Raw genomic sequence first — 25,031 nt, 5'->3', positions numbered from 1 at the left:
GGGGGCGATTCACGCCCCCAACATCTCTTTCACCAGATCGACACAGCGCAGAAAACGCGCGTCGTAGTTGTCCTGCTCAACATGCTGATAGGTGATGTTATTTTCCTCCAGCATCGACACCAGCAATGCCTGAAACTCTTTACGATCCACCGAGCTGCCCAGGCTGCGCAGGCCGTCAGCCACCCACGGCACATTGTTCTCTACCAGGATCACCAGGTCGAAACGATACTCGTCGATCAGCGCCTGTACGAAAGGATGCTCACGGCCTTCATATTTTTTACAGAAAGCCTGTGTGGTGACAAAGTCAGTGTCGATAAAGGCCACTTTGTTGGCATATTTTACTGCAAAATCAATATACTGCGCCTGACCCAGCGCGATTTTGTCATAGTCGGAATATTGCAGCGCCATCTCGTCGCCGCCCAGATGAGAGAAGACATAATCACGGCCAAACTCCCATGCGCTGGTGGTGTTGAAAATGTTAGCCAGCTTGTTGACCAGCGTTGATTTGCCGCTCGACTCACCGCCAAGGATCGCCACCGTGCGCACAAAGAACGGCTTCACTTCGGTCGGAATATATTCCCAGTAACGGAACGGATCCTGGCGGATCTGCGTGCCGCTGATATTCATAAATGAGCGCTTCGGATCGATTAGCACCGTATCAATCCCCAGATGCTGCTGATACTGCGGTGCGTCCGGCTCTTCGCTGGTATAAACCCGGTTCGGTACGATGCCTTGATTCAGCATAAATTCGTTAATGCCACGACTCCAGACATCCCAGCCGTGCGGATAGGGCTCCATCCCTTCTTCATTGAAAGAATGGATACGAATGTTCTTCTGATATTTGAAGGTTTGCAGCAGCCAGCGCAGACGATCGCTCACCGTCGGCTGCTGTGACATGGCGCTGTCTTCAAACAGCTTACGGTCGCGTGATTCATCGTAGCCCATGATGATATGCAGCTCATCCACCTGGCTACAGGCGCGCTGGATCAGATAAATATGGCCGGTGTGCAGCGGATAAAATTTGCCAAAAACCACGCCAACCGTTTTTTCCCGACGCGGAAATTCCAGCCCAAGAAAACGGTGCAGGGCTTCCAGCTTTTTTGCGCTGGGGCTTTTAATTTTGGCGTTCAGCAACTGGCTGAGATAGCCCTTGGTCATGTCACTGGCATCAGCCACCTGCTGCAAGGTGCAGCCCTGCTGGCGAATCGCGTTTTTCAGGTACTCAAAAGACGACATCAGATGCCTCCTGCATAAAGGGCGAATAAATTTTAGTTATGTGATGATGTTACGTCAAATCAGCGGGATAACCGAAGGCACAGCATCTCTTACACCTGGAACCCTTAAAGCTCATCCAGAACTGACAGGGCATCGGCCAGCTTCTTCACCCCGTATACCTTCATATTTTCCGGCATTTTCTTTGGTACATTGGCCGCAGGCACAATCGCCCGGCGAAAGCCATGTTTTGCCGCTTCAGAAATGCGCTCCTGGCCGCTTGGCACCGGCCTGATCTCACCGGCCAGCCCGACCTCACCAAATACCACCAGGTCCTGAGGTAAAGGACGATCACGCAGGCTGGAAACCATCGACAACATCAGCGCCAGATCGGCGCTGGTTTCGCTGACCTTCACGCCGCCAACCACGTTAACAAAGACATCCTGATCCGCCATTTGCAGACCGCCATGCCGGTGCAGCACCGCCAGCAGGATCGCCAGGCGATTCTGTTCCAGCCCGACCGCCACGCGCCTCGGATTACCCATCATCGAATGGTCAACCAGCGCCTGAATCTCCACCAGCAGCGGCCGCGTTCCTTCCCACAGCACCATGACCGAGCTACCGGAGGTGATCTCCTCACCCCGGCTTAAGAAGATGGCGGAAGGATTGCTGACCTCGCGCAGGCCCTGCTCGGTCATGGCAAACACCCCCAGCTCATTAACCGCCCCAAAACGGTTTTTATGGCTGCGCAGGGTACGAAAGCGGGAATCGGCATCACCATCCAGCAGCACCGAGCAGTCAATGCAGTGCTCCAGCACCTTGGGACCCGCCAGCGAACCATCTTTGGTCACATGCCCCACCATCACAATGGCCACGCCGCGCGTCTTGGCAAAGCGGGTCAGATAAGCGGCGGTTTCACGCACCTGCGCCACGCTGCCGGGAGATGACTGGATATCCGCCATGTGCATCACCTGGATGGAATCAATCACCATCAGCTTTGGCTGTTCCTGTTCGGCAATCAGGCAGATCTGCTCAATGCTGGTTTCCGAAAGCATATTGAGATTTTCTGTCGGCAGGCCCAGCCGGTGCGCGCGCATTGCCACCTGTTGCAGCGACTCTTCGCCGGTGACGTAAAGGGTTTTCATTCCTTCGGCCAGTTTGCACAGGGTTTGCAGCAGCAGGGTACTTTTGCCCGCGCCGGGGTTTCCGCCGATCAGAATCGCACTGCCCGGCACCACTCCGCCGCCTAACACCCGGTCGAACTCTTTAAAACCGGTGCTGAAACGGGGCATCGCCTCAAGGCTGACCTCTGACAGCTTCTGCACCCGACTGACACCGGCACTGCCGGCATAGCCCGAAAGCCGCTCGTTACGTGCCGCTGCGGGCGAAGCCGCCAGCCGGACCTCGGTGATGGTATTCCAGGCGTGACAGGCACTGCACTGCCCCTGCCAGCGAGGATAATCTGCGCCGCATTCGTTACAGACAAAGGCGCGTTTTGCCGCTTTGGCCAAAGCTACCCCTTAACGCTCTTCGTGGATCAGGCTGCCGCTGAGGATACAGAGCACCCCCATTAAATCGGCATGACGGATAATAACTTCAGTTTTTTCATTCACTTTCGGTTTGGCATGATAGGCGATACCCAGCGCAGCAGCCTGAATCATCAGCAAATCATTCGCGCCGTCGCCAATCGCCACCGTTTGCTCCGGGGCTATCTCAAAGCGTTCGGCCAGCTTTTGCAGGGTATCCGCTTTATACTGCGCATCGACGATATCACCCAGCACCTCTCCGGTGAGTTTGCCATCGCGGATTTCCAGCTGATTCGCCACCACGGCAGACAGGTGCAGGGTATCGCGCAGATATTCCGCAAAATAAGTAAAACCGCCAGAGGCGATAGCCACATGCCAGCCCAGCGCATGGAGTTTTTGCACCAACGAAACCAGCCCCGGCATCAGCGGCAGACGGTCGCGCACCTGTTTCAGAATACCGGCATCGGCATCTTTCAGCGTCGCCACGCGCTCACGCAGACTGGCGGCAAAATCCAGCTCGCCCCGCATCGCCCGCTCGGTGACATCTGCCACCCGCTCACCGCTGCCCGCCAGGCGGGCAATCTCATCGATGCACTCGATTTCAATGGCGGTGGAGTCCATATCCATCACCAGCAGACCGGGCGTTTTCAGGTGAGGAATGTGTCCCAGCGGGGCCACGTCCAGACCCGCCTCATGCGCCAGACGGGTTGCCTGCGGCGTCAGCGAACCGGCCAGCCGCACCACATGATAATCTTCCACCTGCCAGGCGCTGACGATCACCAGCGCGGCACCCAACTGATGCTGTAACGCCGTGAGACTGCTTTTATCCAGCCTGCGCCCGTACAGCAGCCAGCCAGTATGACCGGCGCGGTAGTCCAGCGGCATCACTTCATCCCCGCTGAGAGAAAGGGGTAAAACCGGCCAGAGTGAGATATCGGATGGCAGGTCGCACCAGGTCAGACTATTAGGCATTACAGCTCCTGTAAGGACATTTTAACCACGCAAGAGGCTACCCTGTCAGGCCCGCTTCTGGCAACATAAAGCGTCAATACGGACGGCGGTTCGACCCTATTTTGTGAAGGATAAAGATGGCAAAGGCCAAACTAAAATTTCGTCTGCACCGCACGGCAATCGTCTTAATCTGCCTGGCTCTGCTGGTGGTGCTGATGCAGGGTGCCTCCTGGTTCAGCCTGGGTCACCAGATGGCGCGCTCCGGACAGGTGGAGGAACTCGCCCGTACCCTGACCCGCCAGGTGGCGTTCAGCCTGACGCCGCTGATGGAAAACGGTGACGATAACCGGCAGAAAATCGAAGAGATCCTCAGCCAGTTAACCCACGACAGCCGCATTCTGGATGCATCGGTTTATGACGACAATGGTGCGCTGCTGGCGCACAGCGGCGAGACGATAGGCGTGCGTGACCGGCTGGCGCTGGATGGTCAGCGGGCGGGCAGCTACTTTAACCATCAACTGGTTGAACCGCTGAACAGCCCTGAAGGGCCACGTGGTTTTCTGCGTGTCACGCTGGATACCCACGTTCTGGTGACGGAATCCCGCCAGGTAGACAACACCACCAACATTCTGCGGCTGATGATGTTGCTGGCGCTGGCGATTGGCATCATCCTCAGCCGGACCTTGCTGCGTAACCGCCGCACCCGCTGGCAGCAATCCCCCTTCCTGCTGACGGCGAACAAACCGGTGCAGGAAGATAACGCCGACAGTAGCGAGACGCCCGCCGACCGCCAGGAAAAACCGTAACCCGGCGGCCTTCGCCGTTACTGGCACAGACGACCAGCACGGCGCGAAGAACAGCAGCGCTCACGCGGCAGATGAAGCGCCTGCGCGCTGCGCCCGACATGACCAATAAATCAGCCTTCAGCTTTGACCATCAGCTCACCGCCTGCACGTTATGCGCTATCTGAGAATGTGCAGATCAAACCGTTGCGCTCAGGCCATCCGCTCAATTTGCGGTAACAGCGCCTTCAGCGTCTGCTGCATATCGCCCGCCAGTTGCCGGAACCCCTCACTCCACGCGTCTGAATCAGCAATGGTTTGCCAGTAACGTTGCGCCAGCGGCATCGCCCGTCGCCAGAGGGTTCCGGACACGCTGGTATCCAGCGCAATGACCGGCACCGTATCGCGCATAAACCCCGCGCTGTTGGGGGCCAGGCTCATCGGCAGCATGTCATACGCCGGGGTCAGGGTCAGCCGGGGCGACGTGGGGAAAAAGGCCAGATTGCCGCTGTGCATATCGCCATTGGCGATCAGGCGGCCAAACGCCCATTGCAGCGTTCCGCGCGCTGCATCCTCGGACGAGATTTTTTTCTGCGCCAGCAGCGCCTGCAACGCCTGAGGCCAGCGCTGTTGCGCGCCACAAAACTCTGCCTGCACCGCTTCCAGAGACACCAGCCCGCGCCTGCCGTGCGCACCTGCACGGTCAAAACGCACCACTTCAAGGAACACCTGACCACTTTCCAGCGTGGTGATACTGGCCTCGGCCGCAGCCATTCCCGCCCCGGCCAATAGCTGTAATGCCAGTGCTTCCGCTTTTAACAAATCACACCAGCGCTGGCTGTTAGCGTTACGCTGTGCTGGCGTGAATTTCACCAGCAGATGCGCCCTTTCACCTGAGTGCTGTTCGGCATAACAGGTGAATTTAGGCTGCTCTCCCCCGGCTGACGATCCGATTTCTTCCCCTGCCAGCACCTTCTGAGCCAGCAGAGGCCAGGCTTCGGCCTTTTCCTGGCGGGTCACAGGCTCTGGCTCCGGCTGTTGCAGCCAACGCTGATAACTTTGCTGACCCGCCAGCCAGTTGCCTGAAAGGTCGCTGCCGTATGAGGTCAGCGCCATCAGCAGATGCTCATCACTCCACTGGCGAACATCTTCCGGCAGGTCAAGCTGCCGCGCGCACTCCCGCCCCCACGCCCTGCCGAGGAAGCCCTGTGGTCGCATGTCACTGAGATACCACGGCAGACCCGCAAAATGTTGCCAGCTGCCGTCACGCTGCTGCACAACGCAGCTGCCCGCAGGCCAGATGCTGTAAAGCTGCCCGGCGCGATTTGCCCGCCCCTGTTCATCCACCTGCCACAGCGGATAGCTGCTTTCGCCCCGCAATGGACGTAGCAGCGCATAACGTGTGGCACGGGCACGTCCGTATTTCAGCACCTGTGGCTGAGCGGAAATCAGTCGCGAGAGCGTCGCCTGACTGACGCCCAGACGGGCCATCAGCGCAGCCGCATCCATCGGGCCTGGCAGTAACAGTGCGTCGATATCACTCATTCTGAATAGTTATCTGAATAGATTCGTGAATAGATAATTACCATCTATTTTTATGAAAAAAAAGAAAAATTCATACAGACGCAGTCAAATTATGAATAGATAGCAGGAAGAATTTGGTGACGAGGCTGGAAACAGCTGACCGGCAGGCACCGGTCAGCAAAATCGATAACGGTCAAATCAGGCTTTGTCGCCCAGCAGCACCGACTCCAGCGCGATTTCGATCATCTCGCTGAAGGTGGTCTGGCGCTCTGCGGCGGTGGTCTGTTCGCCGCTGCGGATATGATCGGAAACGGTACAGATGGCTAACGCTTTGGCCCCAAATTCTGCCGCCACGCCGTAGATCCCGGCCGCTTCCATTTCCACGCCCAGAATGCCGTATTTCTCCATCACATCGAACATCTGCGGGTCCGGAGAGTAGAACAGGTCGGCAGAAAAGAGATTACCCACCCGCGCCTGAACGCCCAGCGCTTTCGCCGCGTCTACGGCGTTGCGCACCATATCAAAATCCGCAATGGCGGCAAAATCATGATCTTTGAAACGCATCCGGTTCACTTTTGAATCGGTGGATGCGCCCATGCCAATCACCACATCACGCAGTTTCACATCGGCACGCACCGCGCCACAGGAGCCAACGCGGATAATCTTTTTGACGCCGAATTCGGTAATCAGCTCTTTGGCGTAAATTGAGCAGGAAGGAATGCCCATACCGTGGCCCATCACCGAAATTTTACGGCCTTTGTAAGTGCCGGTGTAACCCAGCATCCCGCGCACATTGTTGACCTCTACCGCGTCCTGCAAAAAGGTTTCCGCAATGTGCTTAGCCCGCAGCGGATCGCCCGGCATCAGTACCACGTCAGCGAAATCACCCATTTCAGCGTTAATATGAGGCGTTGCCATGTTTTATCCTTTTCTTATCTGGTCAGTAAATTGCGCTGATTACAGCATACTTTTGCCATATTCCATCGGGGTCAGGCCAAAATAGTTAGCCACAGTCTGGCCAATGTCCGCAAAGGTGTCACGATGCCCCAGCGAACCCGGCGCGATCCCCGGTCCGTAAATCAGCACCGGAATATGCTCACGGGTATGTTCGGTTCCCGGCCAGGTCGGGTCGCAACCGTGATCGGCGGTGAGGATCAGCATATCGCCCTCTTTCACCAGCGCCATCAGCTCCGGCAGACGGCGGTCAAACAGCTCCAGTCCGCCCGCGTAACCTGCCACGTCGCGGCGGTGTCCCCAGGTGGAGTCAAAATCAACGAAGTTGGTAAAGACAATGCTGTTATCCGCCGCCGTTTTCATCTCTGCAAGGGTGGCGTCAAACAGCGCATCCAGCCCGGTGGCCTTCACTTTTTTGCTGATGCCCACGTTGGCGTAGATATCGGCAATCTTACCAACGGCAATCACCTCACCCTGTTTTTCATCCACCAGCTTTTTCAGGATGGTAGGCGATGGCGGTTCCACGGCCAGATCGTGGCGATTTCCCGTGCGCTCAAACTGCCCGGCTTTCGCACCCGTAAACGGACGCGCAATCACCCGACCGATGTTATAGCCGCCTTCGGTCAGGGCTTCACGGGCGATTTCACACAGCTGGTAAAGCCGCTCCAGGCCAAACGTCTCTTCGTGACAGGCAATCTGGAATACGGAGTCAGCGGAGGTATAGAAAATCGGCTTGCCGCTTTGCATATGTTCTTCGCCAAGCTGGTCGAGGATCACCGTACCAGAAGAGTGGCAGTTGCCCAGATATCCCGGCAGGTCAGCTTTTTCCACCAGTTCATCCAGCAGCGCCTGCGGGAAGCTGTTCTCTTTGTCGGTGAAATAACCCCAGTCGAACAGCACCGGCACACCGGCAATTTCCCAGTGGCCCGATGGCGTGTCCTTGCCCGATGACAGCTCGCTGGCAAAGGCATATGCGCCGGTGATTTCAGCCGCCTCATCCAGCCCCGGCGGAAATTTCCCGCTGGACTCTTGCGCCGCTTTACCTAATCCCAGCGCGGTCAGATTGGGCAGATGCAGCGGCCCCTTACGTCCTTTATCGGCCTCACCGTTGAAGCACGCCTGCGCAATGTGCCCCAGGGTATCCGCACCCGCATCGCCAAATTTATCAGCGTCTTTGCTGTACCCGATTCCGAAAGAATCAAGCACCATAATGAATGCACGTTTCATTCTCGTCTCCTGCGTGTTGAACGCGATGAGCATAAATTTTATCGATCGGAACAGTATGCCGTTTATCCGGCAATTCGGCGACAGATAACTGGCATGACCGGCGGCGCACTCTCACCAACGGTAATAGCCCGTTTCAGCGCGGCGGCGGCCTCCTGCCAGCCAGATTCCGTCGCCGCGTGGATCACCGCCAGCGGGCGCTGGTTGTCAACATAGTCCCCCAGCTGCACCATCTCACTGAAGCCAACGCTGTAATCGATCATATCACTGGCACGGCGGCGTCCACCGCCCAATGCCACCACCGCCATCCCCAGCGCGCGGGTGTCCATCGTGCTGACAAACCCGGCGTTATCGGCATACACCGCTTTGCTGAGGGTCGCTGCGGGCAGATAGCTATCGATGTTTTCGACAAAGTCCGCCGGGCCTTGCTGCGCACTGACCATCTGCGAAAACAGCTCAACGGCACGTCCGTTATCCAGCACGGCCTGAAGCTTCGTCATCGCCTGCGGGATGTTTGCCGCCAGCCCGCCGGATACCAGCATTTCCGCACTCAGCGCCAGCGTGACCTCCAACAGACGCGGATTACGGTACTCGCCGGTGAGGAAACGCACCGCTTCCCCCACCTCCAGCGCATTACCGGCGCTGGAAGCCAGCACCTGATTCATATCGGTCAGCAGCGCGGTGGTTTTGCAACCCGCGCCATTAGCCACGCCGACAATCGCCTCCGCCAGCAGAGTGGACTGCGCAACGGTGGGCATGAAGGCACCGCTGCCCACTTTGACATCCATCACCAGCGCATCCAGACCTTCCGCCAGCTTTTTGGCAAGGATTGAAGCTGTTATAAGCGGGATGGAATCGACGGTCGCGGTGATATCGCGGGTGGCATAGAAACGCTTATCCGCCGGGGCCAGCGAGTTGGTCTGGCCGATAATGGCAACGCCCACCTCGCGGATAATACGACGGAAGGTTTCATCGTCCGGAAAAATAGCAAAACCAGGGATCGCTTCCAGTTTATCCAGCGTGCCGCCGGTATGACCCAGCCCGCGCCCGGAGATCATCGGAACATAGCCGCCACAGGCCGCCACCATCGGTCCCAGCATCAGCGAGGTAACGTCACCCACCCCGCCCGTGGAGTGTTTATCCACCACCGGGCCGTGAAGATTCATCCCCTGCCAGTTAAGCACCGAGCCGGAGTCGCGCATTGCCATCGTCAGCGCCACCCGCTCAGCCAGCGTCATATCGTGGAAGTAGATGGTCATCGCCAGCGCCGCGATTTGCCCCTCCGAGACGGAGTTATCGCGAACGCCGTTGATAAAAAAGCGAATTTCTTCTTCGCTCAGCGCCTGACCATCTCTTTTCTTACGGATAATTTCTTGCGGCAGGAACACGTTTCCTCCTGACCTTTAATAGGCTGAATCACTTTTCGCGTCGGAAAAACCCGCCGCATTTAACAGGCTGGCCAGCAGGCTGGACGCCCCGAAACGGAAATGACGTGCATCGGCCCAGTCGCTGCCGAGAATATCGTCAGCCAGCTTCAGATACAGGGCTGCATCTTCCGCCGTTTTCACCCCGCCCGCAGGCTTAAAGCCCACCTGATGGCGGACGCCTTTATCGGCAATCACCCGCAGCATAATTTCCGCCGCTTCCGGCGTGGCGTTGACCGGCACCTTGCCGGTTGAGGTCTTGATAAAATCCGCACCCGCCTCAATCGCCACGTCGGCCGCCTGACGAATAAGCTCAGCGGTTTTCAGTTCGCCGGTTTCAATAATGACTTTCAGTAATACGCCCGCATCGGCGCATGCCTCTTTACAGGCGCTGACCAGGTCATAGCCCACCTCTTCATTACCCGCCATCAATGCCCGATAAGGAAACACCACATCCACTTCATCGGCACCGTAAGCAATAGCGGCATGGGTTTCCGCCAGCGCAATATCGATATCATCGTTGCCGTGAGGAAAATTGGTCACGGTGGCGATGCGGATCTCCGGCGTACCCTGTTCATGCAGGGCTTTACGGGCAACGGGAATAAAACGGGGATAGATACAGATAGCGGCAGTATTGCCTGCCGGAGATTTCGCCTGACGGCATAACGCGATGACTTTTTCATCCGTATCATCATCGTTCAGCGTGGTCAGGTCCATCAGGTGCAGCGCACGGATGGCAGTTGAGTCAGTCATAATGCTCTCCACAGAAGAATGTTAAAATAATAACAGTCCGTGCGGACTGCTAACTGTGATTAGTTTCACATGCATAATAGTGTCGTTGCAGTATTTGTATATTGAAAGCGATCATCATCACAGAATTTTGCGATACGGGCGGTGTCCGGTCATTAAGTGGTGAAAACAGCGGCAGCAACAGAATGTGATTATTGTAACATCCACCGCTACTGCCACGTCTGGAAACGCATGACGTCCCTGCTCCCCAGTGCGGGGTGATCAAACCCGGCTAAATGCCAAACACCCGGCGGGTATTTTCACGCAGCGTTTCTGCTATCTCCTGCGGGGATTCAGGACGGATTTCACACAGGCTTTGCCACACCATCCGCACTCTCTCCGGACGGTTCGGCTCCCCCTGAAAACCCTGTACGGGCATGTCCGGCGCATCCGTTTCCAGTAGCAACGCGCTTAACGGCAGGCGGGCTATGGCATGGCGGGTTTTACTGGCGCGAGGATAGGTGATGGTGCCGCCCACACCAATGGCATAGCCCGCCCGGATAAAAGCCAGCGCCTGTTGCTCACTACCGGCAAAACCGTGTACCACGCCACGCCGTGGCAGAGAGAATTTTCGCAGCGCCATCGCCAGCTTATCGTGGGTACGGCGGGAGTGGAGGATCACCGGCAGATCGTAATCCCGCGCCAGCCGCAGCTGTGCATCCAGCGCCGCCAGCTGTCTGTCGAACTGAGGGTCAGCGATAAACAGATCCAGCCCTATCTCGCCAATCGCCACCAGCTTTTGCGGGCGTTGCTTCAGGTAATCTTCCAGCCGTTGCAGAGAGGAATCATCATATTCCGCCATCGCCATCGGATGCGTACCCAGCGCGGCATAAAGCGGTGGCCAGCGGTCAGCCAGCGCCATCACCCCGGCAAAACGACTGGCAGCCACACCAACCACAATAATTTTTTCCACCCCCGCTGCGGCAGCCAGCCGCAAACTTTCAGCTTCATCGCCGCTGAAGGGCGCGAAATCAAAGTGGCAATGGGTATCAACAAAACCAGCATTCATGCCAGCGATCCTTCATTGTAATCCGCATCGTTATCCGCCAGCGTGCCGGGCATGTTCACCGTGCGCTCAGGCTCATTAGCCACCGGCGTGGCTGGCATGTTTACCGCGCGCTCAGGCTCATTAGCCACCGGCGTGGCTGGCACCACCGCTTGTCGGCTAAGCTGCAAACGGTTTTCCTGCAACCACTGGCCTGCCGTCGCCAGAAAATAGCGCCCACACCGGCGGCCCAGATGATAATCCTTGTTCAGTGACGCTATCCGACTGCCCAGCGCCATGCTGGCCAGCGGCTGCGGCGGAAAAATTTCAATAATAGTCAGATCGCCGGGAGGATTTTCAATAAATTCCTGCGTCTGGCGATAGCTCTCCTCATGCAGATGCATGACATTCATCAGCGGCTGCAAGGCACCGTCGCTCAGCCAGCGTTCAAGGCGTTTCAGCCATTGCGGCGTGTAGGTCATTTGCGACGGCACGGTGCGGATCACCACAATGGTTTCGGCACCGCGTCGGGCCGCTTCTCTGACAGGAATCGCATCGCTGATCCCCCCATCCAGATAGCTGATGCCTTCAAGAAAGACTCCCGGACGATACATTCCCGGAATGGCGCTGGAGGCTTTGATGATGTTTAACCAGTTTGCCGCCGTTGGCGCAAAATAGCCGGGCGAGTAGTCATCACTGCGGCAGGCACACATATAAAATTCCCGGCCAGAAGAGAACATCTTCTCTCCTGCCGCCATCGCCAGCGGAAACTCTTTCGCGGTGATATCCACCAGCCAGTCGAGATCGATCAGATGTCCGCCCCGCACAAAACGCAGGGGGTTAAAGAACAGTTTGCTGGTGGTATAGCGGGTGATCACCCGGCGGGCATAGCCAGGCTGCCCACAGATGTAGGCCGAGAGGTTTTGCGCCCCGGCAGAGGTGCCCATCAGCAGGTCAAAAGGGTTAAAGTCAGCCCGCTGAAACTCATCCAGTACGCCAGCAGTGAAGATCCCACGCTGACCACCCCCTTCGCAGACCAGCGCCAGTTTACCCGGACGAAAAGGCGTTAACGCCAGTGGCGCAATATTGCCAGGGGTTATCGGGATATAGTGACCCAAAATCAGTCTCCAGCGGGGGGGGGGGAATGAGATGAGAATAACCCTGATTGGCTGAAACTGTTTGCTCATCGCAGCGGTTAATTATTGTCATTATGTTGCAGAAAATAGCTAGCGGGAGGGTGACAGCAATACAGCGAGGGTTAATGCCTGCGGCAGCAGGGATGAAATAACGAAACGGGAGCACAAGGCTCCCGTTGGCGAACTTCACCGGCCAGCCAGAAATATGGCATAACCGGTTGTATTAAAGGACGATAACTAGAGTTTCTTCCTGCCAGTGAACAGGCTGATCAGGAAGATGATGATACCGACCACAAATACGACTTTAGCGGCCCATGCAGCCGTACCGGCCAGACCACCAAAACCCAGTGCTGCGGCAATCAGCGCGATAATCAGAAAAATAATACCCCAACGAAACATAAGCCTCTCCTCACCAATTATAAAACAGACCTGCTTGTGTTATTAACTCAGGCCCGCAGGGGCCTGGTTTTATCGTATTCAGTACTGCTGAGGGCCGCGTTGTGCTGCAACGACCCACGTCGGCATTACGGTTTAACAGTGATATCGTTTTTCACACTTTTCACCCCTTCAATGGCTTTGGCGATGCCTTCCGCACGATCGGACTGTGCCTGGCTTTTCACCGTACCGGAAAGCTGAACCACACCGTTGGTGGTTTCCACTTTCACATTACGTGATGGCACGATGTCATCTGCTAACAGTTTAGCCTTAATTTTACCGGTCGTTGAGGTATCTCCGGCATAGCCGCTTACGCTGGCTTTGGTGCTGTCTTTAACGTGAAGTTTGTCACTGACAGATTTAACGCCTTCAACTTTTTTCGCTGCGGCAACGGCCAGCTCTGCCTGGTCCTGAGAAGGAACAAAACCGCTCAGCGTTACCACGCCATCATGGGTTTTCACCGAGATATCGGAGCTTTTGATCGCGTCGTTATCTACCAGGGCCGCTTTAACTTTAGCCGTCACGCCGCTGTCATCCATGTAACCACCGACTTTTTTCATCGAGCTGTCGATTTTGGCACCTGCACTGTCTGTGGTGCTTTGCGTCGTGGTCGTCGCCGTCTCATCTGCCAGCGCATAGCCGGTCATCAGCGCAGAACCAACCAGTACAGCCGTAAGCGTTTTTGCAATGTTAGTCTTTTTCATGGCATTTCCTTTTTTCATGTTATTGCACTCACAACTGTGAGCTGTCAGCCACAAACGGCGTGGCTGTAGTGGAAAGACGTCGCAGCAGTCTCTGCCGCATATTTTGCGTCCGGTAGAAGTAAAGATAGACGCTAATTGGCATTTCACCGTTTTTTATGGTTGATATGATGGATAAATAGTCAGAACAAAGTTTTTTTAAGAGGAGTCTGCAAGCAGGTCTTCGGGGGAAGAGTAAAAAAAAAGCGATGCACCGGGCATCGCTTTGAAGTGTAGTTTAAATCTGGCCTGTCAGTGTTCGCGGGTTTTACGGAATACCACGTCAGGATAGCGTTCCTGAGTAATATTCAGATTGACCATGGTCGGGGCGATATAGGTCAGATTATCGCCGCCATCCAGTGCCAGGTTAATTTCATTTTTGCGCTGGAATTCATCGAATTTCTTCGCGTCGTTGCACTCCACCCAGCGGGCAGTCGAGACGTTGATCGCTTCGTAGATAGCTTCAACGTTGTACTCACTCTTCAGGCGGGCCACCACCACATCGAACTGCAACACCCCCACCGCACCCACGATCAGGTCGTTATTGTGCACCGGGCGAAATACCTGGACGGCCCCCTCTTCAGAGAGCTGCACCAGCCCTTTCAGCAGCTGTTTCTGCTTCAGCGGATCGCGCAGGCGGATCCTGCGGAACAGTTCCGGGGCGAAGTTCGGGATACCGGTGAACTTCATGTTTTCGCCCTGGGTAAAGGTGTCGCCAATCTGGATGGTGCCGTGGTTGTGCAGCCCGATGATGTCGCCCGGGTAAGCCTCTTCAACGTGAGAACGGTCGCCCGCCATAAAGGTCAGCGCGTCGCTGATCACCACATCTTTGCCGAGACGAACCTGGCGCAGCTTCATCCCTTTTTCATACTTACCGGACACCACGCGCATAAACGCCACGCGGTCACGGTGTTTCGGGTCCATATTCGCCTGAATTTTGAACACAAAGCCGGTGAATTTCTCATCGGCGGCGGTAACCGTACGTAAATCGGTGTTGCGCGGCATCGGGGATGGTGCCCACTCCACCAGACCGTCCAGCATATGGTCAACGCCGAAGTTACCCAGCGCGGTGCCAAAGAATACCGGTGTCAGTTGCCCGGCCAGGAACAGTTCTTTATCGAACTCATGGGATGCGCCCTGCACCAGCTCCAGCTCTTCACGCAGCTGCGCGGCCAGATCGTCGCCCACCGCCTGGTCCAGCTCCGGATTATCAAGACCTTTTACCACCCTTACCTGCTGGATGGTGTGGCCCATCCCGGTCTGATAAAGATAGGTTTCATCTTTATACAGGTGATAAACCCCTTTGAACTGTTTGCCGCAGCCGATGGGCCAGGTCACCGGCGCACAGGCAATTTTCAGTTCACTTTCCACTTCATCCAGCACTTCCATCGGATCACGGATATCGCGGTCAAGCTTGTTCATAAAGGTGAGGATTGGCGTATCACGCAGCCGGGTCACTTCCATCAGCTTACGGGTACGATCTTCAACGCCTTTCGCCGCGTCGATAACCATCAGACAGCAGTCAACCGCCGTCAGGGTGCGGTAGGTATCTTCCGAGAAGTCTTCGTGGCCTGGGGTATCCAGCAGGTTGACCAGGCATTCACGGTAGGGGAACTGCATAACCGAGGTGGTAATGGAGATACCACGCTGCTTCTCCATTTCCATCCAGTCTGATTTAGCATGCTGGCTGGAGCCACGGCCTTTCACCGTTCCGGCGGTCTGGATAGCCTGCCCGAACAGCAACACCTTTTCGGTGATGGTGGTTTTACCGGCATCCGGGTGGGAGATAATGGCAAAAGTGCGGCGACGAGCCACCTCCTGCATAAAGGGTGCGTTTGTCATGAAAAGAACTCTGTCTGGTGCCGTGCCGCCATTACGCCGCCGCGCAGTGGCCTCACAGGCAATTAATCATCAATGGCCGGCATTTTCACCGATCCGGGCGCTATAAACAATCCGCAACGCCGTTCAATACACAATAAGAACCTGTGTCGGGTTTCCATTTTTTTACACTGGCCTGGCCTCTTGATGTGACAGCAATAATAAATTCAGTTCAGCGTGGACGAATCAACTGCGCCCGCGCGTTTTCACAGGCTTCACGACAATGGCAGCCGGTGAGATGGTCGTTAATCAATCCGAGTGCCTGCATCAGCGAATAGCAGGTTACCGGTCCCACCCAGCTCCAGCCACGTTTCTTTAACGCTTTCGACATGCTTATCGCCTCGGGCGAGGTTTTGGCATTCTGCCACCAAGTCAGATCCACCGTGGCAGGACGCTGGCCTGGCTGTGGCTCGAACTGCCAGAACCAGGCCGCCAGCGAACCGGCTTCCGCCAGCAGCTCAACCGCCCGACGGGCATTGTTGATTGCCGAGAGGATCTTTGCACGGTTGCGCACGATGCTGCTGTCTGCCATCAGCTGCTCAACCTGCTGGTCACCGAACTGCGCTACACGGTGGAAATCGAAATCGCAAAAAGCGCGGCGAAAATTGTCCCGCTTATGTTAAATCAGCTGCCATGACATGCCAGAATGAAACCCTTCCAGGCAGACTTTCTCAAACAGTCGCCGGTCATCCACCACCGGCCTGCCCCACTCCTGATCATGGTAATGCGGCATTGAGGGCTGCCAGTAGCAGCAGATTTTTCCCTGCTCACTGAGGATCAGTCCGGTCTGGCTCTGTTCATCCATTTGATTTGCTCCACATCAGGGCGGCGGGATTGCTCTGTAAAGATAAACGCGACACGGCTACCGATGCTATACCTGACATCCAATGTAACAAGCGCGTTTGGTTTTTCACGGCAATCGACGCTACCTTTATTTCAGCGCCCGCATACTAATCTCCTGTCCCACCAGGCGTTATTGTCGCAGCCAGTCTGGATACGGACAGCGCGCAGAAACCGGAGCGTACACGGAGTACGTGAGGATTTCGAGCACTGCCCGGGTTCAGAATGGCGAGTAAAACAGCCCTGATGGGCCAGGCTTTAAAAAGGAAACTTCATTTATGAGCAACAATGACTACCAGCCAGCAAAAGTCTGGAGTGAAAACAAAGGCCACGGCGGCACCTGGGGCAGCATCAATCGTCCGACCGCCGGTCCGCGTCATCAGGCGACGCTGCCGGTGGGCACACATCCTTTACAGCTTTATTCGCTGGGCACGCCTAACGGTCAGAAAGTCACCATCCTGCTGGAGGAGCTGCTGGCGCTGAACGTGCGCGAAGCACAATATGATGCCCATCTGATCCGCATCGGTGAAGGCGATCAGTTTGGCTCCGGCTTTGTGGACATCAACCCAAACTCGAAAATTCCGGCGCTGCTGGATGTCTCCACCACCCCCGCCACCCGCGTGTTTGAGTCCGGGGCTATCCTGCTTTATCTGGCGGAGAAGTATGGTCACTTCCTGCCGAAAGAGGCGGCCGGGCGCACCGAAACGCTGAACTGGCTGTTCTGGTTGCAGGGCTCTGCGCCTTATATTGGCGGCGGATTTGGCCATTTTTATCACTACGCGCCGGTAAAAATTGAGTACGCCATTGACCGCTTCACTATGGAAGCCAAACGTCAGCTTGATGTGCTGGACAGGCAGTTAAGCGAGCATCGTTACATTGCCGGCGAGGAGTACACCATTGCCGATATCGCCATCTGGCCGTGGTTTGGCGGACTGGTGAAAGGGGAACTTTATAATGCGGCAGAGTTTCTCGACGTGGGGTCTTATCAAAACGTTCAGCGCTGGGCAGATGAAATTGCTCTGCGTCCGGCCGTCCAGCGTGGCCGGATGGTGAATCGCAGCTAGAACATGCAGCATCCCATCAGAGCGGCAGGTTCAGCAATCAGGGGATGCCGCTCATTTGAACTGCACCCGCCTGACTCAGAAGCCAGGCGGTTTTTTTTAGCTTCTGCGGTCGATGATGTAGAGCATTTTACCGCGCTCAGACACCGCGTAATCTCTGGCATCCTTCGCCACTACTGCCACACTGCCCTGTGCTTTTTGATAGGCTTCGTTAATATCCGGAATGGCAGCAATCGCGGCTTCAATCCGCTGACGTTCGTCTTCACTGACCTCAGTTGCCGGTACGAAAACGGTCACCAGCTCCTTGCTTTCATCGGTAACGGACAGATGGACCTGAATTTCCAGGCTGCGGTCCAGCGTCTGTTTTATTGCCTGCTGGATAATGCTAAGGCCAATCAGATTACCCATAAAGTTAAAGCTCATATCCTCTCGCTGGATATCGCTGACGAAAATTTTGTCGCCTCGCTGTGACAGCGTTGCGGTGTCACCCAGTCGGTAACGCAGCAACGGCGTGAAGTTCTCACGCGTCAGCGAGGTGATCAGGATGCTGTCCCCTTCCTTTTCAATAAAGTATTTATTGGACAAAAATTCATATTCCGTATGGCTGGCGTTGGCGGTAAAGCCGAGGATCCCGCCTTCGGAGCTGCCATAAACGCCGACCAGGGAAACCTGTTCCCCAAAGGCATCGCGGATGATTTTTTTCTGAAATGTTTTCAGTCCTTCACCGTTGAAGACGATTTTTTCGACGGGAACATGCACGCCATGTTGTTGCATCGCATCAATAAATTGCAGGATGGTGGAGGGGACACCGAGCAGCACGTTGAGTTTGATCTCTTTCAGTGCCTCGAAGTGGCTGCGGGTCAGCAGTGTGATATCGCCGACAGACACCACATGCGCACCACAGTTACCGGCCATCATGGTGGTGATATTGTTCAGCGCGGAAAAAAGGTTAATGGTGAACAGGTTAGCGCAGCGGTCACCGGGTTGGATAAAACCATTGCTACGAAAAACATTGGAGCGGGAGCTGTCTTCATCAACTTCACAGTCGTAGTAGTAGTAGCAACGTTTCAGGTTGCCGCTGGTGCCACTGGTGAAGCCAATCAGGCAGTTACGTTCATTTTCCGCCACACAGCGTTCTGTCTGTGCCGTAAAACCGTCTTTATCCATGACGGGCACCCATTTTCTGAAATCCTGATAGGTGAAGCCTCTCAGATCGGCATCCTGATGTGTTTCTGCCGCAATACCGGCTACTCTCAGCCATTCCTTTTCTACATCGTAGGCACTCATGATAGTTCCTCTATAGCCCATTTTTTGATTACCTGTAAGGCTTACCCAACCGCCAGCAATGACGGGTGGGTGAAGCGTGAGCTATGAGTACCGGAACAAGAATAACGGTTCCTTATAATATAAATCAGATTAATGTATGACAGTTATAATAAGCCGGGTGAACAACGCCAGCAGCACTGCTGCGCGGGTATGTACAGAAATCTGTTCCGCCAGAACAGCTGCTTTGCACCGCACTAAATGTATAAAGGAGGGTACGCTTCGCGCTCACTCACCCGGCGTCCAAAGCGTTATCAGGTAAGTTTTTCTCGATATTCAGTGAGGGGAAAGGCTCAGGGGGAGCACGGAAGCATCACAAAATGTGATGGCCTGACGATGCACTCAGACTGATTTTAGTGCGGCTGTGTGGCTGTTAACTCTCTGAATTTTTTGTCTGAAGCAGACACAGGCTTGAAAATTATATAACCTGCATAACCTCTGGCCGACTCTCCTGACAAGATTTTATGATAACAAGCGTTGATATTATTCCCGCCACCAAAGACGACGCATCAATGCTGGCAGATATACGCGTTGAAGCTATGCGTCCGAGTCTCGAAGCGTTAAACAGATTTGATCCTGCCCGCGCTCGCCAACGATTTCTTTCCGGCTTTGCAGAACAGGACACCTTTGTTATCTGTTGTCAGAATGAGGTGATTGGATTTTATGTCCTGCGGGACTATGTGGATCATCTTTATTTAGATCATTTATATATTAAAAATAAATTTCAGGGGAAGGGGTTTGGAAGAAAGGTGATTGAGCATATCCAGAATATTGCCCTTAACGCTGAGAAAGCCATTAAACTGATAGCCCTGCGAAAAAGCCCGGCTAATGATTTCTATATCTCTGCGGGATTTATTTTTGAGCGAACGGAAGGTGTGGATAATTACTATATATGGCAGATGAGTAAAGCTTAAATTCGGGCTGTTACAGGCGCTTCCCTGCATCACTATAGACTTCCAACCTTTCTCTTTTACCAGTAGCTATTACAAAGACAACTAATTGTTCATCCTGAACCTGATACACCAGACGATATCCTGATGATTTCAGCTTTATTTTGTAGCAGTCCGGATACTCTCTCAGCCTTGCTGATTCCACCCTCGGGTTTATCAGGACTTCAGCCAGCTTTTTTTTGAACTGCTCCCGAACAGTAGCACCCAGCTTTTTCCACTCTTTTAATGCCCTTGGGTCAAACACCAGATCATAGCTCATCCAGCGTTACCTTTATCCCTTTCCGTGGTGATGCCAACCTTTCACGAACCGTTTTCAATAGTTCTTCTTCTTCATCGCTCACCGTCAGCGTCTTCAGCGGCAGGCGCTCATTTTCTGCTATGTACTGGAACAGCAGCCGCACGGCCTCTGTAGGTGATATATCAAGCTCGTTCAGCACTGCGTAAGCCTTGCTTTTTAGTTTATCGTCCAGCCGCACATTTAATGTTGCCATGGTGTCTTTCCCGTGATTAAGCAGATGTAATGCACTATAGCATTACATCTGCTTCAAGACTGCCTTTTTCACGCCCAGTACCGAAAAGGTTTAACTTTTCTCCTCCTCCGCCAGGTATCTTTTCCCGTCTGTCATGTTCAGGTGTCTTCAAGACAGTCGCAATGTAGCCGCAAAACTTACAGGGTCAACATAGTGATTACGCGTTATGCGGTAATTTCAAAAGAAGGTGTACCTGGCTGAACACGTGAGTGAATGAGCAAACCGGGTACTGCGTGCTGCGTTCCGGCGTCGCGCTGCTGCTTTCACCCACCATCTGCAACCCGCTCCACAGGAAGCGCACCGTCTCGCTTTCGGCCCCGTGGCGATGCAGGATTTTGTGGGTACGATGGCTCAACACATCGTAGATAATTCACCCAACTAAGCTACAGATATTTAAAATTTTAATTTCACAAGCCATTGATTAATTTTTTATAGTTCAGGTGGTTTCAAAAATAAAACTTATTCCAGATAGCTTCAAAATCATCCAATGATATTTCTTGAGCTAAAAATTCATGATCGGAATTAATTTCATCCAGACTGGGTAAGGGCGCCTCACCTAACAAAGTGTTACCACTATTTCTCTTCTCATCAGCATAACCTGCATTTCCATCACGAAATATTTCCACTTTCCTTAACTCATACCCTTTATTATCAACCTCACTGTAAATCTCGACCGGATAATCTTTCTCATCATGAAACCATTTTGCTTTTATATACTTCACCATTATTTCCTCTAAGGCTGATTCTTTCCAGAGCTAATAATTCCCCCTGTCAAATCTAAAGGTTCTGTATTATTAATAACAAACACTCCCTCTCTTCCTTGAATTACTGTCAGGTCCGTAACATCAATTGCGATATAGTTTTCGCATTTATTACCCTGATAAGGAATATTTAAAAAGGCATACGATAGCTGGCCATCCTTTTTTGGTACCATGCTTTACATCAGATAAATATTGTCCATCACCATAACGCGCATTTTTTGGATTATTCGCTTTCAAAGAAGGGTTGAGCTTCTTAGATGTTAAAATACCATCAAGACCATTATTGTGAGTGTAGTGGTACAGAATCTTTTTCTCATCATCCTTTACATTTGAACGTGTTCGACTGCTTACTGGCACACATCCATTAAGACCCAACGGGTCCACCCAGGTCAGCGGGTCCCCAACATACGCACAGGTATTCAATCCACCCACCAACCCTGGCGGGTCCGGCTGCGTGTAGCGCCCGCCCGCCGGGTCGTAATAGCGGAATAAATTGTAATGAAGCCCCGCCTCCCTGTCCAGGTACTGCCCCTGGAAGCGCAGATTCTGACGCACCTGCCGTAATCCGACTAAAGGCGAGGATAAATCACATATAGTTTACCCTAATGTAAAACACTCCAGCCGTACTCCTCGCCCACACATTGTCGAAAAAAACATATAATAAAGCCGGAAAATCATCAGGACTTTTCCGGCTTGGAGTTAAATGCTCATTAATATATTTTTGACAAGCTCAAAACCACATACTTCCATTGAGGTATAGTGAGAATATTCAGAAACAGGAATACGTCTTATTTCATCCTCTCCATCATAAAGACCACCAGCATAATTGAATATCTTAAGTTTTTTCTTATCTTCATTCAAATCAACGTGATCAACTATTTCCCAGGAACCATTTTTTATATTTTGATTCCCTGTGAAAACAACTTTTGTTTCTTTTCCCATATCTATAATATTGATAGGTTCTAAAACGCCATCATTTCTAAATAATTTATCACTTTGTATGAATAGAACGCAAAAGCCGATTACCTTTTTAAACTTTCCTTTCGGTGAAAATAAAATTTGACATATAGCAAATTTTTTTTCCAAAGGTATGATAAAAACATCACCTTCAGTATATTTAACTTTCATAGTCCTTTACCTCCTAAAATAGACATTGCATCATTATATACTTTAGCACCCCATACACTATCGTGACCAGCAACGTCATAGCTAATGGCATTATTATTATTTGGACTGTAGGATCTTATTTTATTAAGTAGATTAGTCATGGGATTTGTTGATTGAGCACCACCATGAAGATCCATGATTTTCTGCTCTAAAAACTTAGCTTCTGCTTTAGTAAGATTATTATCGAATACAGTAAATTGCCTCAAATTGGATTTACCCGCTGTATTCGCATGAATATTTAAGCGAGACGGCGCATCCCCTCTTCCTACATATAAAATATTCTTTCCATCATGTAGGACATACAGTCCCTGCCCATTTATTGGATCATAATTTTTTCCGGTTCCACCTGCATTACGGGTTGAAGGTAAACCCATACATGGTTTCAACCCCAACGGATCCACCCAGGTCAGCGGATCCCCGACATATGCATAGGTATTCAACCCTCCCGCCAGCCCTATCGGGTCCGGCTGCGTGTAGCGCCCGCCCGCCGGGTCGTAATAGCGGAATAAATTGTAATGAAGCCCCGTCTCCCCGTCCAGGTACTGCCCCTGGAAGCGCAGATTCTGACGCACCTGCCGTAAGTCCGCTGACGGCGACGCTGTCTCCCGCTCCGTCTCCCCCCATGTGGAAAAGCTTCCCCGCCACACCACCTCGCCCGACTCGTCCGTCAGCCGCTGCGGCAGACCGTTCAGCTCGGTGTGATACCAGTACGTTGTCGCGCTGTCGCCCAGCGTATCAATTCGCGCCAGCGGCTCCCAGCCGCCCTCCGCGTACAGGTACTGCGTGCTGCGTTCCGGCGTCGCGCTGCTGCTTTCACCCACCATCTGCAACCCGCTCCACAGGAAGCGCACCGTCTCGCTTTCGCCCCCGTGCCGATGCAGGATTTTGTGCGTCCGCCGCCCCAGCGCATCGTAACGGTAGCTTACCTGCTGATACTCCGCATCACCGGCAAAACGCACCGATGACACCCGCTGCTCGTCGTCGTAGCTGAACCACTGCTCCGGCGCGTCCGCCGCGCTTTTCCGCCATGCCACCCGACCAAAACCGTCATACGACCAGCGCGCCCCCTTCAGACGCTGCAACAGATTCTGCCACACCGTCTGCCCCGGCGCGTCGGTGCGGTTGCCCGCGCCGTCCCAGCTGAAATGCGCATCGCCCCCGCCGTGCACCGCCCGCGTGACCTGCCCCGCCGCATCATAACCAAAGCGCTGCCGCCGTGACCATTCCATCTGCTCGCTGGCCGGGTCGCGCTGGCTCTCCTGCATCACCTGGTCCAGCCGGTCCCAGTTGTAACGGCGTTCAAAAACGATGCCGTTGCGCTGGTCGCTGCCGCTGCTGCGCGATACCACCCGCCCCACCGCATCATAACCGGTCTGCTGGCTCAGCGGCCCCTGGCTGCGCAGCCGCTCACGGTGCAGCCGGTCACGCTGAAAGCCCGCTATCTCGCGCAGCTGACCGCCATAACGCAGGTTAATCTGCATCAGATGCCCGGTGCCGTAGCGCAGAAAACTCAGCTCGCGGCCGTCCGGCAGGACGCTGGCGCTCAGGTTACCCAGCGCATCATAGCGATGCGACAGCACCCCGCCCTCATTCTCTTCGCGGATAACATTCCCCGCCTGGTCGCGGGTAAAACGCAGGATCTCCGCCTGCGGCGCGGCGCCGCCCTCAGACCGTGCACGCTGCCACGCCGCCAGCGTCATCTTCCTGACTTCAACCTTATCCGCCTGATAATCATATTCGGTGCGGTGCGCCGCGGTCACTCTCGCCGTCAGCCGGTCCAGCACGTCATATTCATAGCCGGTTTGCAGTGGCGCGGGCGCGTCCGCCGCCGTCAGCGGATGCTGCGTCACCCCGGCGATCCGCCCCAGCCGGTCATAACGGAAGTCTTTACGCCGTCCCGCCCAGTCGCGCTGCGCCAGTAAGCGTCGCCCGTTGTCCCACTCAAATCCCCAGCGATCGCCATTGGGATTAGTAATCTGCGTCAGCCGCCCTGCCCGGTCGTAGCGGTAGCGCGTCACCTGCCCGGCCGGGTCGGTTTCGCTGACCACCTGTCCTCTGGCGTTGTGCGTCACCTTACGCTCGGAAAAGCCGTCGCTGTTCTCACCCGCCAGCCTGCCCGCCCGGTCGTAGTCGTAACGCGTTTCGCGTCCGTCCGCACGGATCACCGCGTCAAGCCGCCCCGCCGGACTCCACCGCCAGCGCGTGGTGCCGCCCTCCGCATCGGTGGCCCCCGTCAGGCGGCCCGCGTCGTCATACTGCCGGTGACTCTGATATCCCGCGCAGTCCTCCTCGCGCCGTATCTGTCCCCGTTCGTTCCACCAGAAGCGATGCGTGTTCTCCAGCGCGTCGGTTCGCGTCAGCAGGTCGCCCTGACTGCTCCAGCTGAAGCGCGTGATGCTGCCCAACGGATCGGTCACCGCCACCACATCCCCGGCGGCATTGTAGTGATATTCCCAGACCGCCCCGTCCGCCAGCACCTCCTTCAGCGGAAAGGCATAAGAAGGATGCCAGGTGGTCAGCGTGGTCTGTCCCGCCGGATCGCGCACCATCGTCAGCCTACCGCGCTCGTCGTAGCCGTACTCCCACACCCGGTCGCCCGGCGCGTGGATGGCCATCAGCAGATCGGCCTGCGCCGCCCAGCGGTAAGACCAGCGGGCCCCGTACATGTCGGTGTAGCCCGTGGGACGCCCCAGCTCATCCCAGTCGTGCTGCGAACTGCCGCCGGACAGGCAGGTCACCGTCGCGCTGCGCGCCTGCTCATCGGCATCAATGACCCAGTGCTCCAGGCAGCGTGCTTTCTCGTCGAAGACCCGGAATTCCGTCACCCGCCAGTGGCGGG

At 54.7% G+C, this 25,031-nt stretch carries 22 protein-coding genes and 3 pseudogenes; 3 read left to right on the top strand and 22 right to left on the bottom strand.

Annotation, left to right across the window (positions count from 1 at the left end):
- Positions 1-9: 9 nt before the first annotated feature.
- The 3 genes from nadR to serB form a co-directional block, all read right to left on the bottom strand.
- On the bottom strand, positions 10-1,236 hold the full coding sequence (nadR, locus tag BG55_RS16175) for a multifunctional transcriptional regulator/nicotinamide-nucleotide adenylyltransferase/ribosylnicotinamide kinase NadR (RefSeq protein ID WP_034939659.1): 1,227 nt from the start codon (positions 1,234-1,236) through the stop codon (positions 10-12).
- 104 nt (positions 1,237-1,340) lie between these two features.
- Positions 1,341-2,723, bottom strand: a complete 1,383-nt coding sequence (gene radA, locus BG55_RS16170) for a DNA repair protein RadA (RefSeq protein WP_034939656.1) — start codon at positions 2,721-2,723, stop codon at positions 1,341-1,343.
- Positions 2,724-2,732: 9 nt separating this feature from the next.
- Positions 2,733-3,710, bottom strand: coding sequence for a phosphoserine phosphatase (serB, locus tag BG55_RS16165; RefSeq protein ID WP_034939655.1), 978 nt, complete (start codon positions 3,708-3,710; stop codon positions 2,733-2,735).
- Between the two features lie 116 nt (positions 3,711-3,826).
- On the opposite strand from serB, the gene BG55_RS16160 reads away from it, so the two are divergent.
- The gene (locus tag BG55_RS16160; RefSeq protein WP_034939652.1) at positions 3,827-4,495 is read left to right on the top strand and encodes a YtjB family periplasmic protein; all 669 of its coding nucleotides are present in this window, start codon (positions 3,827-3,829) and stop codon (positions 4,493-4,495) included.
- A 189-nt stretch (positions 4,496-4,684) separates the two neighbouring features.
- Here the strand turns inward: BG55_RS16160 and yjjJ are convergent, their stop codons facing one another.
- The 11 genes and pseudogenes from yjjJ to BG55_RS16110 form a co-directional block, all read right to left on the bottom strand.
- Positions 4,685-6,016, bottom strand: a complete 1,332-nt coding sequence (yjjJ, locus tag BG55_RS16155) for a type II toxin-antitoxin system HipA family toxin YjjJ (RefSeq protein WP_034939650.1) — start codon at positions 6,014-6,016, stop codon at positions 4,685-4,687.
- A 177-nt stretch (positions 6,017-6,193) separates the two neighbouring features.
- Positions 6,194-6,913, bottom strand: a complete 720-nt coding sequence (deoD, locus tag BG55_RS16150) for a purine-nucleoside phosphorylase (protein ID WP_034939647.1) — start codon at positions 6,911-6,913, stop codon at positions 6,194-6,196.
- A gap of 39 nt (positions 6,914-6,952) precedes the next feature.
- Positions 6,953-8,176: a phosphopentomutase gene (gene deoB, locus BG55_RS16145; RefSeq protein WP_034939645.1), complete on the bottom strand. Its 1,224-nt coding sequence runs from the start codon at positions 8,174-8,176 to the stop codon at positions 6,953-6,955.
- 62 nt (positions 8,177-8,238) lie between these two features.
- Positions 8,239-9,561: a thymidine phosphorylase gene (gene deoA, locus BG55_RS16140; protein WP_034939643.1), complete on the bottom strand. Its 1,323-nt coding sequence runs from the start codon at positions 9,559-9,561 to the stop codon at positions 8,239-8,241.
- 15 nt (positions 9,562-9,576) lie between these two features.
- Positions 9,577-10,350, bottom strand: a complete 774-nt coding sequence (gene deoC / locus BG55_RS16135) for a deoxyribose-phosphate aldolase (protein WP_034939640.1) — start codon at positions 10,348-10,350, stop codon at positions 9,577-9,579.
- A 268-nt stretch (positions 10,351-10,618) separates the two neighbouring features.
- Positions 10,619-11,395 (bottom strand): TatD family hydrolase, encoded by a 777-nt coding sequence (locus BG55_RS16130; RefSeq protein ID WP_034939637.1) that lies wholly within the window; start codon positions 11,393-11,395, stop codon positions 10,619-10,621.
- On the bottom strand, positions 11,392-12,489 hold the full coding sequence (locus BG55_RS16125; RefSeq protein ID WP_034939635.1) for a patatin-like phospholipase family protein: 1,098 nt from the start codon (positions 12,487-12,489) through the stop codon (positions 11,392-11,394). The genes BG55_RS16130 and BG55_RS16125 overlap by 4 nt, the downstream gene beginning before the upstream one ends.
- 255 nt (positions 12,490-12,744) lie before the next feature.
- The gene (locus tag BG55_RS22045; protein WP_071995045.1) at positions 12,745-12,906 is read right to left on the bottom strand and encodes a DUF1328 domain-containing protein; all 162 of its coding nucleotides are present in this window, start codon (positions 12,904-12,906) and stop codon (positions 12,745-12,747) included.
- Between the two features lie 125 nt (positions 12,907-13,031).
- Positions 13,032-13,646, bottom strand: a complete 615-nt coding sequence (osmY, locus tag BG55_RS16120) for a molecular chaperone OsmY (RefSeq protein WP_034939633.1) — start codon at positions 13,644-13,646, stop codon at positions 13,032-13,034.
- A gap of 288 nt (positions 13,647-13,934) precedes the next feature.
- Complete coding sequence (prfC, locus tag BG55_RS16115; protein ID WP_034939630.1) at positions 13,935-15,524, bottom strand: peptide chain release factor 3; 1,590 nt, start codon at positions 15,522-15,524, stop codon at positions 13,935-13,937.
- Between the two features lie 208 nt (positions 15,525-15,732).
- Positions 15,733-16,293, bottom strand: a pseudogene (locus tag BG55_RS16110) (DNA-3-methyladenine glycosylase I).
- Positions 16,294-16,678: 385 nt separating this feature from the next.
- On the opposite strand from BG55_RS16110, the pseudogene yghU reads away from it, so the two are divergent.
- Positions 16,679-17,461, top strand: a pseudogene (gene yghU / locus BG55_RS16105) (glutathione-dependent disulfide-bond oxidoreductase); the annotation flags it as partial.
- A gap of 99 nt (positions 17,462-17,560) precedes the next feature.
- On the opposite strand, the gene BG55_RS16100 reads toward yghU, so the two are convergent.
- Positions 17,561-18,748 (bottom strand): AMP-binding protein, encoded by a 1,188-nt coding sequence (locus tag BG55_RS16100; RefSeq protein ID WP_034939628.1) that lies wholly within the window; start codon positions 18,746-18,748, stop codon positions 17,561-17,563.
- Between the two features lie 548 nt (positions 18,749-19,296).
- Between BG55_RS16100 and BG55_RS16095 the strand changes: the two genes are divergently transcribed.
- Positions 19,297-19,698: a GNAT family N-acetyltransferase gene (locus BG55_RS16095; RefSeq protein WP_052018911.1), complete on the top strand. Its 402-nt coding sequence runs from the start codon at positions 19,297-19,299 to the stop codon at positions 19,696-19,698.
- A gap of 10 nt (positions 19,699-19,708) precedes the next feature.
- Here the strand turns inward: BG55_RS16095 and BG55_RS16090 are convergent, their stop codons facing one another.
- The 7 genes and pseudogenes from BG55_RS16090 to BG55_RS16070 form a co-directional block, all read right to left on the bottom strand.
- The gene (locus BG55_RS16090) at positions 19,709-19,993 is read right to left on the bottom strand and encodes a type II toxin-antitoxin system RelE family toxin (protein ID WP_034939623.1); all 285 of its coding nucleotides are present in this window, start codon (positions 19,991-19,993) and stop codon (positions 19,709-19,711) included.
- Positions 19,983-20,225, bottom strand: coding sequence for a type II toxin-antitoxin system RelB/DinJ family antitoxin (locus BG55_RS16085; protein ID WP_034939621.1), 243 nt, complete (start codon positions 20,223-20,225; stop codon positions 19,983-19,985). Before BG55_RS16085 ends, BG55_RS16090 begins: the two co-directional genes overlap by 11 nt.
- A gap of 485 nt (positions 20,226-20,710) precedes the next feature.
- Positions 20,711-20,989, bottom strand: coding sequence for a DUF6881 domain-containing protein (locus tag BG55_RS16080; protein ID WP_200871637.1), 279 nt, complete (start codon positions 20,987-20,989; stop codon positions 20,711-20,713).
- 8 nt (positions 20,990-20,997) lie between these two features.
- Positions 20,998-21,198, bottom strand: coding sequence for an HYD1 signature containing ADP-ribosyltransferase family protein (locus BG55_RS23550; RefSeq protein ID WP_200871636.1), 201 nt, complete (start codon positions 21,196-21,198; stop codon positions 20,998-21,000).
- Positions 21,137-21,583: pseudogene (locus BG55_RS23315) on the bottom strand (RHS repeat-associated core domain-containing protein); the annotation flags it as partial. The pseudogene BG55_RS23315 and the gene BG55_RS23550, both read right to left, overlap by 62 nt.
- Before the next feature lie 141 nt (positions 21,584-21,724).
- The gene (locus BG55_RS16075) at positions 21,725-22,153 is read right to left on the bottom strand and encodes an Imm26 family immunity protein (RefSeq protein WP_034939618.1); all 429 of its coding nucleotides are present in this window, start codon (positions 22,151-22,153) and stop codon (positions 21,725-21,727) included.
- Positions 22,150-25,031 (bottom strand): RHS repeat-associated core domain-containing protein (locus tag BG55_RS16070; protein WP_160170870.1); only part of this gene is annotated, 2,882 nt, incomplete at its 5' end. The genes BG55_RS16070 and BG55_RS16075, both read right to left, overlap by 4 nt.

The sequence above is a fragment of the Erwinia mallotivora genome (assembly GCF_000590885.1).
Classification (GTDB): Bacteria; Pseudomonadota; Gammaproteobacteria; order Enterobacterales; family Enterobacteriaceae; genus Erwinia; species Erwinia mallotivora.
This window is presented reverse-complemented; position numbering and strand designations above follow the sequence as displayed.